Here is a 15,018-nt window from a genome sequence, read left to right as displayed (position 1 = left end):
GAAGCAGCCTATTGCTGCTTCTCTGTTTTGTTTAACGATTAAAGTGTTCTGGCAACCTCAAAACCATCCCAAATGGCGGTCATGATGGTTCGCGCTTTTTGGCTATCACCAATGTTAAACACGTTTTCGACATCAAGCTGATTAGCAAGTGCTTCATGTAGATGATCTTCGGCTCGGTAACCCAAAGCTAATACGACGTGATCCGACAAGATTTCCATGTCTCTTTGATCTCGCTGAACTGTAACCCCTGTATCAGTGATGGTTTGCAGCATCGTTGAGGTCAATACGCTCACTTGCTCTTTAACCAGTAGCTCTTTGAGCATTTGGTAGTTAGCGAAACAAGTGCCGTGAGGACCACCGATGATGTCGTCACTGGCTTCAATTAAAGTCACAGCTTTACCCTGTTGGGCCATCCACAAGGCTGCCTCAGCGCCAACTAGACCACCACCAATCACGGTGACTTTGTCTCCTGTGATCTTGTCAGGATTCATCAACATATCTTCTGCAACGATCACATGTGGCTTATCTTGACCTGATAACCATTTTGGCTTCACTGGACGCGAGCCCGTCGCAAAGATAACGCTGTCTGGATTGAGCGATTCAATGGTCTCTTTATCTGCCGTAGTATCGAAACGCACATCCACATTCTTACGCTCCATTTCACCAGCAAACCATTCAATCAATAATTTGTCATCGTGTTTAAACGGAGGCTGACTACCCGGGATCACGTTACCACCAAGTTGTTGGGATCTCTCCAGTAGCGTCACTTTATGGCCACGCTCTGACGCGATACGCGCTGCTTCCATACCTGCGACACCACCACCAACGACCACGACGTTTTGGCTGCGATGGGTTGGCGCTAAGCGAAACTCTTCTTCACGGCCACAACTTGGGTTTACAGCGCACGATAAGTTACCCACTTCTGCCATACGGCCTAAACACCCTAAATGACACGAGAGACAAGGACGCACCTCTTCAAAGCGACCGCGACGAATCTTGTTAACGGTATCTGGGTCTGCCAGCAGTGGTCGACCAAGTGAAATACCATCAGAGATGCCATTGTTGACGGCATGCGCAGCTAAATCTGGATTCTCCATGCGTCCTGCCATTAAGACTGGAATATCGACCACCTCTGACACTGCCTTGCAGTAAGGCTTGTACATGCCAGGTGCAAAGTAGTTAGGCGGGTGGTTCCAGTACCAAGAGTCATAAGTGCCCGCATCCACGTTCAACGCATCAAAGCCAGCATCTTGAAGGTACTTGGCTGCTTTCAGGCCCTCTTCCATATCGCGGCCAACTTCTTCAGCTACTTCACCCGGAAGAATACCTTGGCCAAAGCCCTTCATGTTGCCTTTGACTGAGTAACGCAGTGAAACTGGGAAATCATCACCACAGATTGCTTTAATGCCTTTTACGATTTCTACTGCGAAACGGTAGCGGTTTTCAAAACTACCACCGTATTGATCGGTACGTTGGTTAAAGAACTCCATCGTAAACTGATCAAGCAGGTATCCTTCATGCACTGCGTGAATTTCGACGCCATCAAAGCCCGCTTTTTGTGCAATCGCGGCCGATTCCACAAACTTACCGATAAAGTATTTTACTTCGTCAGTCGTTAACTCTCTATGCTGAATAGAAGGATCAAAACGGTTTGGCGCGTCAGAAGGCGCGATGGATTTGTCTTCTGGGGTAAAACCTGGGATACAAGAGCGTCCCCAACCTGCGGTCAACTGAGCAAAGATCTTCGCACCGTAAGTATGCACACGTTCAGTCATCTCTTTGGCACTGCGAATGTACGCTGTAGGGTGGTTGGTCGGACAAGGAAGAGAAGGCATTGGAAACTGTTCCAATTCGTTTTCAACCATTTGTACGCCGGTAATGATCAAGCCAACGCCGCCACGAGCGCGCGCTACGTAGTATTCAACACCACGCTGATTGTAGGCGCCGTCACCATCGACACAACCCAGTGTGCCCATTGGCGCCATCGAGTAACGGTTTTTCAGTTTTAATGAACCAATCTGCATTGGCTCAAAAAGGATTTTGTGCTGTTGTTTTAACATTGAACACTCCACATTATTGGTATGCCACCAAAATAGTTAGTGACAGAATCTGCGAGTATTAAAACAACCCTCAACGCTCATTACTTGGCAAAACAGGACATCTCATTAACCTTTCAAGACATCCTGATTTTTTTTGACATGAATCATAATCAGGCGTCCTTGATCTTAGCGTCTTGCCTTATAGACATTGGCGATACGCCCGTCCACCTTTTAAACGCACGCGAAAAAGTGCTCAAATCTGAAAAGCCAAGTTGGTAGGCAATTTCGGTCATATTGACTTTTCCGGCATCGAGTAGATGTAGCGCTTTTTCAAGCTTGTACTTTTCGACCACCCCTCGATAACTGGTGTTTTGCTGTGAAAGATGTCGATTTAGGGTGCGTAAATTCATATTCAGCTCGTCGGCGATGGCACGGCCATTAATATCAACTAAGTGACTCTGCTGATTGAGGAAATGATAAATCTGAAGAATCAAGTCATCTTTTTTCAGGCGCTCCGCTTCTTCTCGCAATAAATTCACACAAGAGAAGTGAAGATTTTTGTCCCAATGGGTGAGAGGGATGTGAAGAAAGCGCTTTGGAATAACCAACTTTCGAATTGGTGAACCTTCGACTATGGTGCAGTGCATTGTTTCTTCAAGTAGGGCGTTTTCTTCTTCGCGATAACGATGTTCAATCAAGCAGACATCGAGTGTTACTTTGATATCACTCAGCACCTTGTGAATGATTTTGATCACCACGGCGATAAATAAAGTAATCCCAAGGTAACTGACTTTTGAATCGTTTCCCAGCGACTCCGTATCCAGAACCCAGAGCTCAGCATTGCCTTGGCGATCTCGCTTATAGACAAGTCGAACAGGCGCATTCAATACAATCACGTATTCTTGCAACACGCTCAACAAGCTATCAAGATCTCGCGCCGTCCATAACGCAGTCGAAAAGCTGCCAAACGTCAATGACTCTACCGTATCGGCAATGTCAGCCAACATGATTGGTGTCTCATTTTGCTCGTAAGCTTGATAAAGCAAGGAGCGCAAATCTTGCACATTAACCCTACCTTCTTCATTGCAGCGAATCGCTTCTATTAGGGACTCTTCACCTATCGGTTTCAATAGCTTTAGCCAGCCAGCATGAACTGAAAGCGCGTTGTCAAAAACGGATTTTTTATGATTCATATCACTTAACACCCTAAATTTGTGACTCAATACACAAAGGTTAACACTGTCTCAACTTGCATACTAGCTGTCTTAAAAAGCCAAATATTGACCTCCATCAACAGAGTAAGCTGTATGCAGTGAAACGGACTTTCTTCCCTACATAAATCACATTGGACACGATACATCGGACATTTTCACGGTTGAGAAGTCGAGGTCGAATGGTTCAATATGCGAAAACAGAGAGCGTCACTATGACTGACTGGAAAAATCAATTCGCCGAAAAAATCATCTCATTAGAGTCGGCAGTAGGCAAAATTGAATCGGGCGATAAAATTTGGGCTGGTGGCTTGTTGTCGATGCCAGTTATCTTCCTTCAAGAGTTAGACAAACACCTAACTCAATTCCACGGCTGTGAGCTTTACACAGGCCTAATGACTTACCCATACGAATTCCTAAAACCTCAATATAAAGAGAACTTCAAACACATCAGCCTTTTCATGGGCCCACTTGAGCGTAAATGCCAGCATGGCGGTAACATTGAAGTGATGAACTTCCACTTCTCTAACTTCAAACAGACGTTTGCTGCGCTAAAACCAAACACAGTCATCATTGAGGTGACGCCACCAAATTCAGACGGTTATGTAAGTCTTGGTGCTTGTGGCGGTGTGGGCAGCAAAGAAGCGCTGAAGTACGCGAAAAAAGTCCTTTTTGTGGTTAACGACCAACAACCATTTATTGGCAACAAAGACAACCTTGTTCACATTGACTACGCAGATTTTGTTGTCGAAGGTCACCACAGTATTGCCATGCCAAAAGCGGGCGAGCCAAGTGAACTTGAACAACAAATCGCACAGCACGTTAGTCCATTCATTGAAAATGGCATGACAGTGCAAATCGGTATTGGCACCATCTCCAACGCTATGGGCATGGCACTACGTAACCACCAAGATCTCGGAATTCACACGGAAATGTTTACCGAATCTCTAATGGAAATGTGTAAAGCAGGTGCGGTGAGTGGCAAGCTGAAAAACTACAAGCCAAACAAAATTGTGACTGCGTTTGCAGCTGGTCCTCAAGAAGTGATGGACTTCCTGCACAACAACGACGCAATTGAAATGGGTGGCATGGCCGATGTGGTCGACGCTTATGAAGTTGCCAAGAACGATAACTTCGTATCAATCAACACCTGTGTGATGGTCGATGTTGTGGGTCAAGTGGCGTCTGAAGGTGTGGGCTTCTCTCAAATTTCTGGCTCTGGCGGTCAGCTTGACTTCGTTCGTGCGGCGGGCATGTCTAAAGGTGGCGTGAGCATTCTTGCCCTATCGTCAACTCGTGATGGCAAAGAAGGCCTTGAGTCAAACATTCGTATCGCACTGCCAACAGGTACACCGATCACCACGCCTCGCAACGACACACAAGTTGTTGTCACCGAATACGGTGCAGCTGACCTACGTGGTTTAACCACCCCACAACGTGTCAAAGCCCTCATCAACATTGCTCACCCAGAGTTTAGAGATGAGCTTCTAGAACAAGCAACAAAACTTGGTTTGGCTAAATAAGGAGCCCAGATTATGTACAAAGGTCAATTTTTCACCCTAAACACACTGGGCAACAATCAGGCAGTTGAACTGGTTTTCAACGCTGAAAAGGATCCAGTCAATACACTACGTAATGCTGCGCTCATTGAACTTGAAGCCTGTATTACCCTGCTTGAAGAAGAAAAGCCACAAGGCTTAATCATTCGTTCTGGCAAAGCTCTATTTAGTGCTGGTGCAGACGTTAAAGCGTTTCGTAGCCTATTTAAAGACGGTGACGCAGCGATCACACCGTTCCTTGACTGGGTACACTCTATCTACAACCGTGTTGAAGATCTCGATTGCCCTAAAGTGGCCATCATCAATGGCGTAGCAGCGGGTGGCGGTGTTGAGCTGTCTTTATTAGCTGACTACCGTTTAGCGACAACTGACGCAAAAATCAGTTTGCCAGAAGTGAAACTTGGCATTATGCCGGGTTGGGGTGGCGTTACGCGTCTTCCACGTATTGTTGGCGTTGATACTGCTCTTGGTTGGCTAACCACGGGCAAAAACTTCTCAGCCGAAAAAGCACTAAGCGACCATGTGGTTGATGGCATCATTGATCCAAGCCAAGATAACCCAGTTGAGCAAGCGCTGCGCGTCATCGAACGTGCACAGCGTGGTGAACTGAATTGGCAAGCGCGCCAAGCAGAAAAACGCCAAGCACTTCCTGTGAACGATCTAGAGCTGGCGATGTCGATTAATGTCGCTCGCGGCATGGTGGCAAAAGCGGCAGGTCCTCACTACCCTGCTCCAGGTATTATCCTCGATACCGTATTTAACGCTGCACGTTGCGCTCGTGATGAAGCGCTAAAAGTTGAAGCAAAAGGTATCGTCGCTTGTGCAGAAAGCGGCGTAGCAGACGCACTTGTGAATGTTTTCTTAAGCGATATGGCGGTAAAAGCGGCGGCGAAAAAGCACGCTGAACAGCCTGATGTAAGCAAAACAGCACAAGTCGGCGTAATTGGCGCAGGCATCATGGGTGGCGGTATCGCCTACGTGAGTGCAGACCGTGGTATTGATGTGGTGATGAAAGACATCAATAAGCAAGGTCTTGACCTCGGTCTATCAGAAGCAAACAACCTTCTAACCAAGCAAGTTGAGCGCAAGAAGAAAACCCCACGCGAAATGGGTAATGTGCTAAATCGCATCGTGCCAACACTGCACGACGCAACACTGGCAGACACCGATATGATCATCGAAGCGGTGGTTGAAAATCCAATGGTGAAAGAGAAAGTACTGGCTCAACTTGAAGAGACAGCGCCGAACGCCATCATCGCATCAAACACATCAACGCTGATGATCAGCGGTCTAGCTCAGGCACTGAAAAAGCCTGAAAACTTCTGTGGTATCCACTTTTTCAACCCAGTACACCGTATGCCATTAGTCGAAGTGATTCGTGGCGAAAAAACATCAACGGACACGATCGCCAAAGCCGTCAACTATGTTCTGCAATTAGGTAAAGTGCCGGTTGTGGTTAATGACTGTGCAGGGTTCTTAGTCAACCGCTGCCTAACGCCTTACTTCCTAGCGTTCAACCAACTGCTGGTTGATGGTGGAAGCATCGCGCAAGCTGACAAAGTGATGAGCAAAGGCTTTGGATGGCCGATGGGGCCTGCGCACCTTGCGGATGTGATTGGTCTTGATACCGCTAAGCACTGTATGGATGTGATGGATGAAGCCTTCCCAGCTCGTTTGGGTAAACCACAAGTCAACCTGATTGAAATGTTGTGTGGACGTGGACAGCTAGGTCAGAAATCTGAACACGGCTTCTACAGCTACCAAAAAGATCGTAAAGGTCGTCTACAGCCGTCTCTCAGCATTGACACCCAAGTGTTGCTTGATAGCGAATGTGCAGCTCCTGCGGTGTTTAGCGATGAAGAAGTGACTTTGCGCATGATGCTGCCAATGATGTTTGAAGCAATTCGCTGTTTAGATGAAGGCATTATCAGCTCTCCTCAAGAAGGCGATATCGCGTTTGTTTATGGCACAGGCTTCCCGCCATTCCGCGGCGGCATTTTCTACTACATGGACAGTCTTGGCCTCGATAACTTAGTCGAACTCGCGCAGAAATACCAAGCACTGGGTTCACTTTACGCGATACCTCAAGGTCTGCTTGAACGTGCGAACAACAACCAAAGCTTTTACGCCTAATTAGGAGATTTAAAATGAAAAATGTAGTGATTGTTGATGCTATCCGTACTCCTATGGGTAAATCAAAGAATGGTGTTTTTCGCCACGTCCGTGCTGACGACCTGTCTGCACACCTAATGAAAAGCATGATTGAGCGTCAACCGAACCTTGATGCGACACTGATCGACGATGTGATTTGGGGTTGTGTGCAACAAACTGAGGAGCAAGGTGCTAACCTAGCTCGTGTTGCTGCTCTGCAAGCGGGGCTTCCGGAAACCGTGCCAGCGACAACCGTCAACCGACTATGTGGTTCATCGATGGATGCACTGCACATGGCAACCCGCGCTATTAAAGCGGGCGACTCAGATGTGGTCCTTGTCGGCGGTGTTGAGCACATGGGCCACGTGCCGATGACCAAAGGCATCAGCATGAACCCATACAACCGCAATATGGCGCAAGCATCAGCAATGATGGGACTGACAGCAGAAGCCCTTGGCAAGATGCATAAAGTGTCTCGTGAAGAGCAAGATGAGCTAGGCGCTCGTTCTCATCGTCTGGCTCATCAAGCCACCCTTGAAGGTCGCTTTGATAACGAGATCGTCCCAACAATGGGCCATGATGCGGAGGGTTTACCTACTCTAGTCCAACACGATGAAGTGATTCGACCAGAAACGACAGCAGAATCACTTGCTACGCTTCGCCCAGTGTTTGACCCTCGCGGCACAGTAACGGCTGGTACCTCATCGGCACTGTCTGATGGCGCGTCATGTCTACTCGTGATGAGCGAAGAAAAAGCCATCGAACTCGGTCTGAAAGCAAGAGCACGCGTCATTGCGGCTACCAGTGCAGGTGTTCCTGCAGCGATCATGGGTTACGGCCCAGTGCCAGCGACACAAAAAGCGCTGAAGAAAGCCGAACTCAGCATTGACCAAATCGACTTTGCTGAAGTTAACGAAGCATTTGCCGCTCAAGCGATTCCTTGTTTGAAGGATCTTGGCTTGTGGGAGCAGCGTGATGACAAAGTTAACCTCCATGGCGGCGCGATTTCACTGGGTCACCCACTCGGTTGTTCAGGCGCGCGTATTGTCGGCTCTCTGATCAACATCATGGAACAACGTGGCGGCCGTTACGGACTTGCGACCATGTGTATTGGCATGGGTCAAGGTATCGCGACCATCATTGAACGTATTGAATAGCGAAAACTAAAGTCAGCCTAAGTCAAAGAGCTCTGTCCTACCCAGAGCTCTTTTTTTGTCGCCAGTTAGTTTGGATGGTCACCCCCTACATAATTGAGTTTTTTGCTTCACTAAAATCGCTATTATGGTCAACGAAACAAACATTCTGTTCCTATAACAAACCTTGGGGAAAATGATGAAAAAATTTGCCTTAACCACGCTAACATTCGCACTTACGTCAGCTTCTGTTCACGCCAATGTACCAGCGGAACACCCACTGGCTAAGTACCTTAATGCACCAGGTGCATCGGTTAACTTGCCTGTGACTGCAGCAAAACAGTCTTTTGATCTAGATTTCGTTCAGGGCGCCTACGACAGCTTCGAAAGCTTCCATGCGCAAATGGGCGGCGACCATGCACTTTACTACATGACCAACTTCAGCACTGTGATGCGCACTGACAACGTTAACCCTGCGGCAGTGCAAAAAATATTGGCACGTAATATCAACAGCGAAATTGGCAACATCACAGTCACAACGGACAGTGAAGGTGAACTGAAGATGGATGACTACTTCGTTCATCCAACCTTCCGTCACCAAGGTGTCATGATGATCCACAAAGGTGAAGTGGTATACGAAGCTTACCCAGGTATGAAACCAACCGATTCTCACATCTGGATGTCATCATCAAAGACACTAACTGGCCTTATCACTGCGATGCTGGCTGAAGAAGGCAAGCTCGACATGAGCGCTTCAACCGCTAAATACGTGCCTGAGCTTAAAGGCACGGCATGGGAAAAAGTGACTATCCTTGACTTAGTTAACCACACAGCTGGCCTTGACCACGAAGAGAACAACAAGTCTATCCTAGATCCAGAAGGCGTATTCGTACGCTTTATCAGCTCTGCGCTTGGCACCACTGAACGCTGCGCAAGCGGTGAAACTTGGCGTGATGTGCTAAAAGATGTTCAACCGCTAGAAAACGAAAAGCCGGGCGATCGCTTCCGTTACTCTTCACTAAACACACACGTGCTGGGGCAAGTGATTCAAAACGTGACCAACAAACGCTGGACTGACGTTGCTGAAGAGCGCATTTGGGGCAAACTAGGCGCACGTATGCCACTACAAGTTCACCTAACACCAGACGGCACACCACTAAACCTAGCTATCATGTCGTCTACGCTAGAAGATTTCGCTAAGTACGCCACCATGTACACGCCAAGCTGGGATAAAGTTGCACACGAGCAAGTCGTTACACCTGAGCTACTTGATCGCATTCGCTCTGCGGGCAGTGCAGACGCATTCGCAGGCGGTATGAAAGAAGGCCAGGCTGTGGGTCTATTTGGCGAAAAACCTGTTAAAGGCGCTTACCAGTTCGACTTCATTTTTGAAGACGGTGCGATGTACAAACACGGTAACTCTGGCCAAGGTATCTACGTCGACCCATCGCGTGACTTTGCCGCGGTTTACTTCGGAGCAACACCTTATGTGCCACCATACGGTGAGATCAAAGCACCTGCTTACTTCCGCAAAGTAGCAGAGCAGTTAGACAACGCAAAATAAGCACATACATTTATCGGGATAAGACCAAAGCCTAAGCGGAAACGTTTAGGCTTTTTTTCCGGCTCGTTTTGAGCCCCTTGCAGTCATGACAATGCCCAAAGAAACCAGTATCTTATACAAAAACACCTCGACAAGGTTTCTCTATGATCTCTATTGAACAGATTCACGCGTTTACTCTGGTTTACCAACATGGCTCATACAGTGCAGCGGCACGCGCAGCAAACAAGGAACGCAGTACAATAAGGGAGCAAGTGGTGACCTTAGAAGATATTGTTGGAGTAGAGCTGTTCCAAATTGAAGGACGAAAAGCAAAGCCAACCGATGCGGCCCACCAGCTCATCTCTCGGGCAACCAATTTAAGCAAACAAGCCAAAGATTTTGAGCTCACCGCTTTCTCCCTGCTCGATGAGCCACTAGAAAAACTGATCGTCATGCATGATGACCAGATCCCAAGTGGCTGGATGAGTTCTGCCATTCTGGAGATTAAGCAGCAGTACCCTCAACTGACGATTGATATTATCTGCGCGTCAAGAGAGCACGCTTATGATTGCCTTGAAAAGAGCGAATGCCATATAGCAATCATGGCCACCGAAGACTCGCCAAGAACGCAAGCTCGAATTGACACACACTATATTGGTAACTTGGCTCTTGGTGCCTATGTCAGCCCAGACTCTCAGCTTGCCGAACAAGATATCGTGTCAATTGAGCAACTCAGACTCGAAACCCAGTATGAACTACCCCACACGAAAGAAGGCGACTTGGGGTGCTTTCGCGTTTCAAACATGATTGAAAAAGTCAGTTCACTCAGCCTTGCTAGCGCTCTGCTCACTCAAGGCGGTTGGATAGCCTTATCCTGCTCATTAGCAGATCCTTTCGTTCAGCAAGGCCATATCCGGCAACTTACCTTGAACGAAGCGACGCGCAATTATATGCGAGGTGTTTGTCTATTTTTTGGCTTAACCAGCAAAAACAGAGATGAAATTAGCTTTGCGCTGGATTGCTTTAATCGACATGCTCATCCGTACTTAGCGTGAATCAACTGCCGGCCTAGTCAGCCGGCTTTTTCATACCACAACAACCTCCTATCTCTCTTTTAGTCGCATTCTTCACCAGCATTTCTCAACTTTGCTTAATCTCTTCACCTGCATCACAAACTGCCCCCTTCAGAAAGGATGACCTGCATCAACAATTTATCCATTGTCCCAGCTGGCTAACCGTGTGACCTAAAATGCAAAGCGCAAAGCATGCTCACTTGTTTTAATACCTCTACAAACTGGATGACACAACGCGTATGAAGGTAAGAGCTTTTTTCCTGATTTTTCATATACGCCAGTCGTTACTCCACATTTACATAAGGCCTTGCAAGGATGCATTTCTACCATGTTGGAACAAAAACCGAGTAATAACACAAGGTAAAACTATGAAAAGAACTGCTGTTACCGCTTCACTCATTCTTGCATTTTCTAGTGCTGCGATTGCCGAAGAACAAGAAAGCGAAGTGATCAATCCATCTGACCTTACACGCGTTTATACTCAAGCGGCTGTCTTCCTAGATTCCAATGCGGACGTTCGAATGTCAGGAATGATGACAGGTGCATGGTCAGAAGATATTCAATTTGCAGGCTTTGCTGAAGGTACGTTTGGCAACAATGATGCAAAAGTTGATGGCAAACATAAGCTTGGCACTGACTATCAAAAAGGTCGCGCGCAGTATTTTCAAGTTCACGCGCTAGACAACTCTCTGCTACCTCGCGTTGGTTTCTCAACCGATTTGATCCACCAAAACGGTGAAGCAGGTACGGCAAAAGGTTCGGGCCTTAAAGACACGACTCTGTTTTCAGCGGGCGTGATTGGTCTGATCAATCCTGCTTACACATTTGGTGCCAAAGTGTTCCCTAACGTAGCTTACACCACGGGTAGCGTATTTGGCGAAAGTGCAGATGGCTACATGCTAAACATGTTCCTAACCAAAGAAATTGGTGACTCGGGCAGCTTCATTCAGTTCTCACCAGAGTACTTCAAAGCCGAAGGTGATGTGGTATCGATGGAATCAAGCAAGCTGAACTTCTTTGTTAGCGCACCAACCCGCTCTGATCGTACTCAATGGCTTATGACACGTTTTGAATACGGCTCAGCCGATGTCGTTTTGCCTGATGGTACTGAAATTAACAATGATCCTGAGCTACGTGTCGAAATCGGCATGAAGTGGTTCTTCTAGTTAGAGGCAAAAGAGAGTGGCTCTCTAATAAGCTCAGTGTAAAAGCGCTGCGTTTATATAGGGCCACGCTCTTTCTCCACGATAAGGCACATTCAGATATGCTCAATGCCCATGTCGCCATTTTAGTCGTTTTTATTGTTGTGCTATCAGCACCAATTACATTTTCTCGGCTGATTCACCACTGCGTGAGCCCAACCATTTTTGAAAGAGAGTTGAACCAGACCGAGCTAAACCATGTTTACACCTTACTGTCCGAGCGTTGAGCAGCATCCTTCTCGCACCAACCCGGCAAACATCATTAATCCAACAGACACTACAAAAACCATGATCATAAAACACCCTGAACTGACAGATTTTGTCACACTATTTCAGGAAATTATTGCTCATGTTAGGGACGACACAGTAAAAATTTTCCCCAAAGAAAAACACCGTATTATCGAACTTGTAGAGCAGTTGGTCTCAGATACGCTTGAACAACAGCGAGTCGAAGTCAGACATATTCACCAAGCACTTGAGTTGGTTGAACGCTTGTCGGTTGTGGTCAACCTTGAGCGTTACGACCAGTTCAATCTGCTTATCGAGCGAGCTCGTAAAATTGCGACTTATTTGCTCAACAGCGACGAACCTCTATCTTGCCAAGATGACGAGAAAATGAATCTGTTGTTTTCTTACCTTAAGAACAGACAAATGGTCTCTCAGCCAACCCAGCTCACCGAAGGCAATGGTCTCCATATTGCAACCGCATACCGAAAAGGTCTGCTCAACCTCAGTGAAGCAATTGACGCCTATCGCGCACAGTTTGCGTGTCAGCATCGCTTGCAATTTGTCCAGCTCCAACCCTGACAGGTCAGAAACGGCTTAAAGCATGTAAACCAATACCGTAACCACAGAGAACTTATATGAAACGCTCACCGATCGCTTTCGCGCTAACAGCGATATTTACCAGCTATAGCACTGCCGCTGTCGCTAATTCGACTTTTGACAATACACTGAGCCAAGATTGGGGTGGTGTAAGAACCGATCTTGCCAACTCTGGAGTCATCGTGAATGCGGAGTACACTAATGTCTATCAAACGCCTCTCAATACAACGCCAAACGACCGCTCAAATACTTCTCACCGTTTTGATCTATTTACCCAATTTGATTTTGCAGCGCTCGGGCTATGGCAAGGAGGCAAGCTCAACACGCAAGTGGTTGCCAGCAGCGGCACGGCAAATGACTTTGGTCTAGTACAAATTTCGAGCCCGAACTCAACACTGTTCGCCCATGATGATTCAGTCATGGTTCCGACGTTCAACTATAGCCATCAGATTAGCCCTGCGACACAAGTCATGGTTGGTAAATTTGATGCGATTGAGATGATGCGCCCAGCTAGTTTCTATGGTGGTGGTACACGTCATGGCTTTATGAACTTAGCGTTTACTGCGCCGCCAAGTGGCGTAGTGCCACCTTCGTTTGTCGGGGTCATTGCGAATCACAGAGTTGGCAACACCCTTTGGAACGCGATGGTGTTCGACCCAAGAGATCGCTACACCGAAAACTTGAATGCTAAAGGTCTGTTTGATGATGGCGTCAGTGCTAGCTTAGGCTTTGCGCACTTTACCAAGCTGTTTGACCGTCAAACTCTGCTGTCAGTTAACTATGCTTACAGCACTGAGAAAGGTGCAGACTTTAGCTCACTGACACCAGATTTAAACTTCGAGGCGACTGCACAATATAAATACAACGCACGTTTCCAACTGTCGCACAATTTAGTTGAGCGAGAGGGTAATCCGGCGGAATCTTGGGGATTACATCTACGCGGATCACTGGCTGATGGCAACCCAAATGTCTTTCACGCGACCTTTGCAGGCGGACTCGGCGGTAAAGCACTGTTCTTCGAACGCCCAATGGATACTTGGGGCTTAGGTTATTACTACTACGATTTGTCTGACGATTTACAAGACAGCATCAACGCATTACCAATGCCGTATAAACTGCGTAATGAACAGGGGTTTGAGGCTTATTATGCGTATGAGCCAGTGCCTTGGTTAACGGTAACCGCTGACCTTCAATACGTCACTTCAGCGCTCAATACACAAGATAAAGCGTGGTTGGCAGGTCTTCGCACCAATATTCGCTTTTAATCATCGACAAAACGCTCCATCAAACACGATGGAGCGTTATTTTAACTCAGGTTGTTTTTGCCGACTTGACCTACAATATTGGCAATCTCGCGTAACTGCTCATCACTGCGATAATGAATAGGAAAAAACGCACACACATTATGTGGTTGTGACTGGAGAACTTCTTCAAGCTTAATTTTAATGAGTCCTTTTTGGGACGCGTGAGATTTTGCCAACCATTCCGGAATAATGGTCCAGCCATCTTGTGCGGCCATTTCTAATAACAGGTTGGTATCGGTAATAATTTGCTTGTTTACCGACATGGGATAAGAACCCAACCCCCCATTTGCAGCGCTCTCTGTCATGTATTGTTTTACCAAGCGCAGATCATTGAGGCTAACAGACTTCGCCTTCGCCAATGGGTGCTGTTTGGATAGGTAAGCTGAAAATCGCATTGTTCCTAGGTTGATGACATCCAATTCGTGGGATGTAGCAATCAAGTTTTCACTCGCCATTAACGCGATTTGCGCCCTTCCTTGTTTTACCTCAACAAACGCGTTTTCTCGCACACGATCAAGAAACTGGACATTTAGGTGAGGAAATTGACTCGATATGGCGGCATGGAGGCGAGTAAGCAAGTTCATAGGCACCAAAGGGTCATGGCAAATAACCAGCTCCGTTAATGTCGAATCATGCAGTGACAAAAGCGTTTCCTGCAAATCTCTAGCATGCTTACCCAAAAGCACTGTGCGCTCAAAAATGGCTTTTGCGGCTTGGGTCGGCGTTAATCGCTTACCTTCAAGTTCAAACAAAGCTAGCCCAGTAGAGTCTTCTAACGCCACGATCTGCTCTCTAACCGTTGTACGTGTCTTACCCAACACTTTGCCAGCCTGACTGTAAGAGTTCGTCACGAAGACCTGATTAAAACAATGGATTTGTTCAAGAGTAAACATCGTCGCCCCCAGCAAAAATGTACGCACTTCCCTATCATTATGCATTTCTTTGATTTCTCAATCCATCTTAATATCAACACGAAAG

Annotated in this window: 11 protein-coding genes; 8 read left to right on the top strand and 3 right to left on the bottom strand. The window is 47.0% G+C overall.

What is annotated here, in order from left to right; translation table 11 throughout:
• Window positions 1-38 precede the first annotated feature (38 nt).
• Together ACQEXT_RS00390 and ACQEXT_RS00385 are read right to left on the bottom strand one after the other, a co-directional pair.
• Window positions 39-2,060, bottom strand: coding sequence for an FAD-dependent oxidoreductase (locus tag ACQEXT_RS00390; RefSeq protein WP_426950093.1), 2,022 nt, complete (start codon window positions 2,058-2,060; stop codon window positions 39-41).
• A gap of 149 nt (window positions 2,061-2,209) precedes the next feature.
• On the bottom strand, window positions 2,210-3,232 hold the full coding sequence (locus tag ACQEXT_RS00385; protein ID WP_058666147.1) for a helix-turn-helix domain-containing protein: 1,023 nt from the start codon (window positions 3,230-3,232) through the stop codon (window positions 2,210-2,212).
• Between the two features lie 233 nt (window positions 3,233-3,465).
• On the opposite strand from ACQEXT_RS00385, the gene ACQEXT_RS00380 reads away from it, so the two are divergent.
• The 8 genes from ACQEXT_RS00380 to ACQEXT_RS00345 all read left to right on the top strand — a co-directional run bounded on the left by ACQEXT_RS00380 (window position 3,466) and on the right by ACQEXT_RS00345 (window position 14,001).
• Window positions 3,466-4,773 (top strand): acetyl-CoA hydrolase/transferase family protein, encoded by a 1,308-nt coding sequence (locus tag ACQEXT_RS00380; RefSeq protein ID WP_130200586.1) that lies wholly within the window; start codon window positions 3,466-3,468, stop codon window positions 4,771-4,773.
• 12 nt (window positions 4,774-4,785) lie between these two features.
• Entirely contained in the window at window positions 4,786-6,942 is a 2,157-nt protein-coding gene (gene fadB, locus ACQEXT_RS00375) for a fatty acid oxidation complex subunit alpha FadB (RefSeq protein ID WP_426950090.1), read from the top strand.
• Between the two features lie 14 nt (window positions 6,943-6,956).
• Window positions 6,957-8,117: an acetyl-CoA C-acyltransferase FadA gene (fadA, locus tag ACQEXT_RS00370; protein WP_058666152.1), complete on the top strand. Its 1,161-nt coding sequence runs from the start codon at window positions 6,957-6,959 to the stop codon at window positions 8,115-8,117.
• A 172-nt stretch (window positions 8,118-8,289) separates the two neighbouring features.
• Window positions 8,290-9,657 carry a serine hydrolase domain-containing protein gene (locus ACQEXT_RS00365; RefSeq protein WP_227744717.1) on the top strand — a complete coding sequence of 456 codons (1,368 nt, stop codon included), beginning with the start codon at window positions 8,290-8,292 and terminating at the stop codon, window positions 9,655-9,657.
• 143 nt (window positions 9,658-9,800) lie between these two features.
• Complete coding sequence (locus ACQEXT_RS00360) at window positions 9,801-10,691, top strand: LysR family transcriptional regulator (protein ID WP_426950087.1); 891 nt, start codon at window positions 9,801-9,803, stop codon at window positions 10,689-10,691.
• Between the two features lie 386 nt (window positions 10,692-11,077).
• Window positions 11,078-11,875 carry a hypothetical protein gene (locus ACQEXT_RS00355; protein ID WP_058666158.1) on the top strand — a complete coding sequence of 266 codons (798 nt, stop codon included), beginning with the start codon at window positions 11,078-11,080 and terminating at the stop codon, window positions 11,873-11,875.
• Window positions 11,876-12,109: 234 nt separating this feature from the next.
• Entirely contained in the window at window positions 12,110-12,718 is a 609-nt protein-coding gene (locus tag ACQEXT_RS00350; RefSeq protein WP_426950085.1) for an acyltransferase, read from the top strand.
• A gap of 56 nt (window positions 12,719-12,774) precedes the next feature.
• Complete coding sequence (locus ACQEXT_RS00345; RefSeq protein ID WP_426950083.1) at window positions 12,775-14,001, top strand: carbohydrate porin; 1,227 nt, start codon at window positions 12,775-12,777, stop codon at window positions 13,999-14,001.
• Window positions 14,002-14,042: 41 nt separating this feature from the next.
• Here the strand turns inward: ACQEXT_RS00345 and ACQEXT_RS00340 are convergent, their stop codons facing one another.
• Complete coding sequence (locus ACQEXT_RS00340) at window positions 14,043-14,960, bottom strand: LysR family transcriptional regulator (protein ID WP_426950081.1); 918 nt, start codon at window positions 14,958-14,960, stop codon at window positions 14,043-14,045.
• Window positions 14,961-15,018 lie beyond the last annotated feature (58 nt).

Source organism: Vibrio sp. TRT 29B02 (genome assembly GCF_050113655.1).
Lineage (GTDB): Bacteria > Pseudomonadota > Gammaproteobacteria > Enterobacterales > Vibrionaceae > Vibrio.
This window is presented reverse-complemented; position numbering and strand designations above follow the sequence as displayed.

Coding starts and splice junctions, on each gene's coding strand:
- ACQEXT_RS00390 (WP_426950093.1), bottom strand. CDS start 2,060: ATGTTAAAACAACAGCACAAAATCCTTTTTGAGCCAATGCAGATTGGT.
- ACQEXT_RS00385 (WP_058666147.1), bottom strand. CDS start 3,232: ATGAATCATAAAAAATCCGTTTTTGACAACGCGCTTTCAGTTCATGCT.
- ACQEXT_RS00380 (WP_130200586.1), top strand. CDS start 3,466: ATGACTGACTGGAAAAATCAATTCGCCGAAAAAATCATCTCATTAGAG.
- fadB (WP_426950090.1), top strand. CDS start 4,786: ATGTACAAAGGTCAATTTTTCACCCTAAACACACTGGGCAACAATCAG.
- fadA (WP_058666152.1), top strand. CDS start 6,957: ATGAAAAATGTAGTGATTGTTGATGCTATCCGTACTCCTATGGGTAAA.
- ACQEXT_RS00365 (WP_227744717.1), top strand. CDS start 8,290: ATGATGAAAAAATTTGCCTTAACCACGCTAACATTCGCACTTACGTCA.
- ACQEXT_RS00360 (WP_426950087.1), top strand. CDS start 9,801: ATGATCTCTATTGAACAGATTCACGCGTTTACTCTGGTTTACCAACAT.
- ACQEXT_RS00355 (WP_058666158.1), top strand. CDS start 11,078: ATGAAAAGAACTGCTGTTACCGCTTCACTCATTCTTGCATTTTCTAGT.
- ACQEXT_RS00350 (WP_426950085.1), top strand. CDS start 12,110: ATGTTTACACCTTACTGTCCGAGCGTTGAGCAGCATCCTTCTCGCACC.
- ACQEXT_RS00345 (WP_426950083.1), top strand. CDS start 12,775: ATGAAACGCTCACCGATCGCTTTCGCGCTAACAGCGATATTTACCAGC.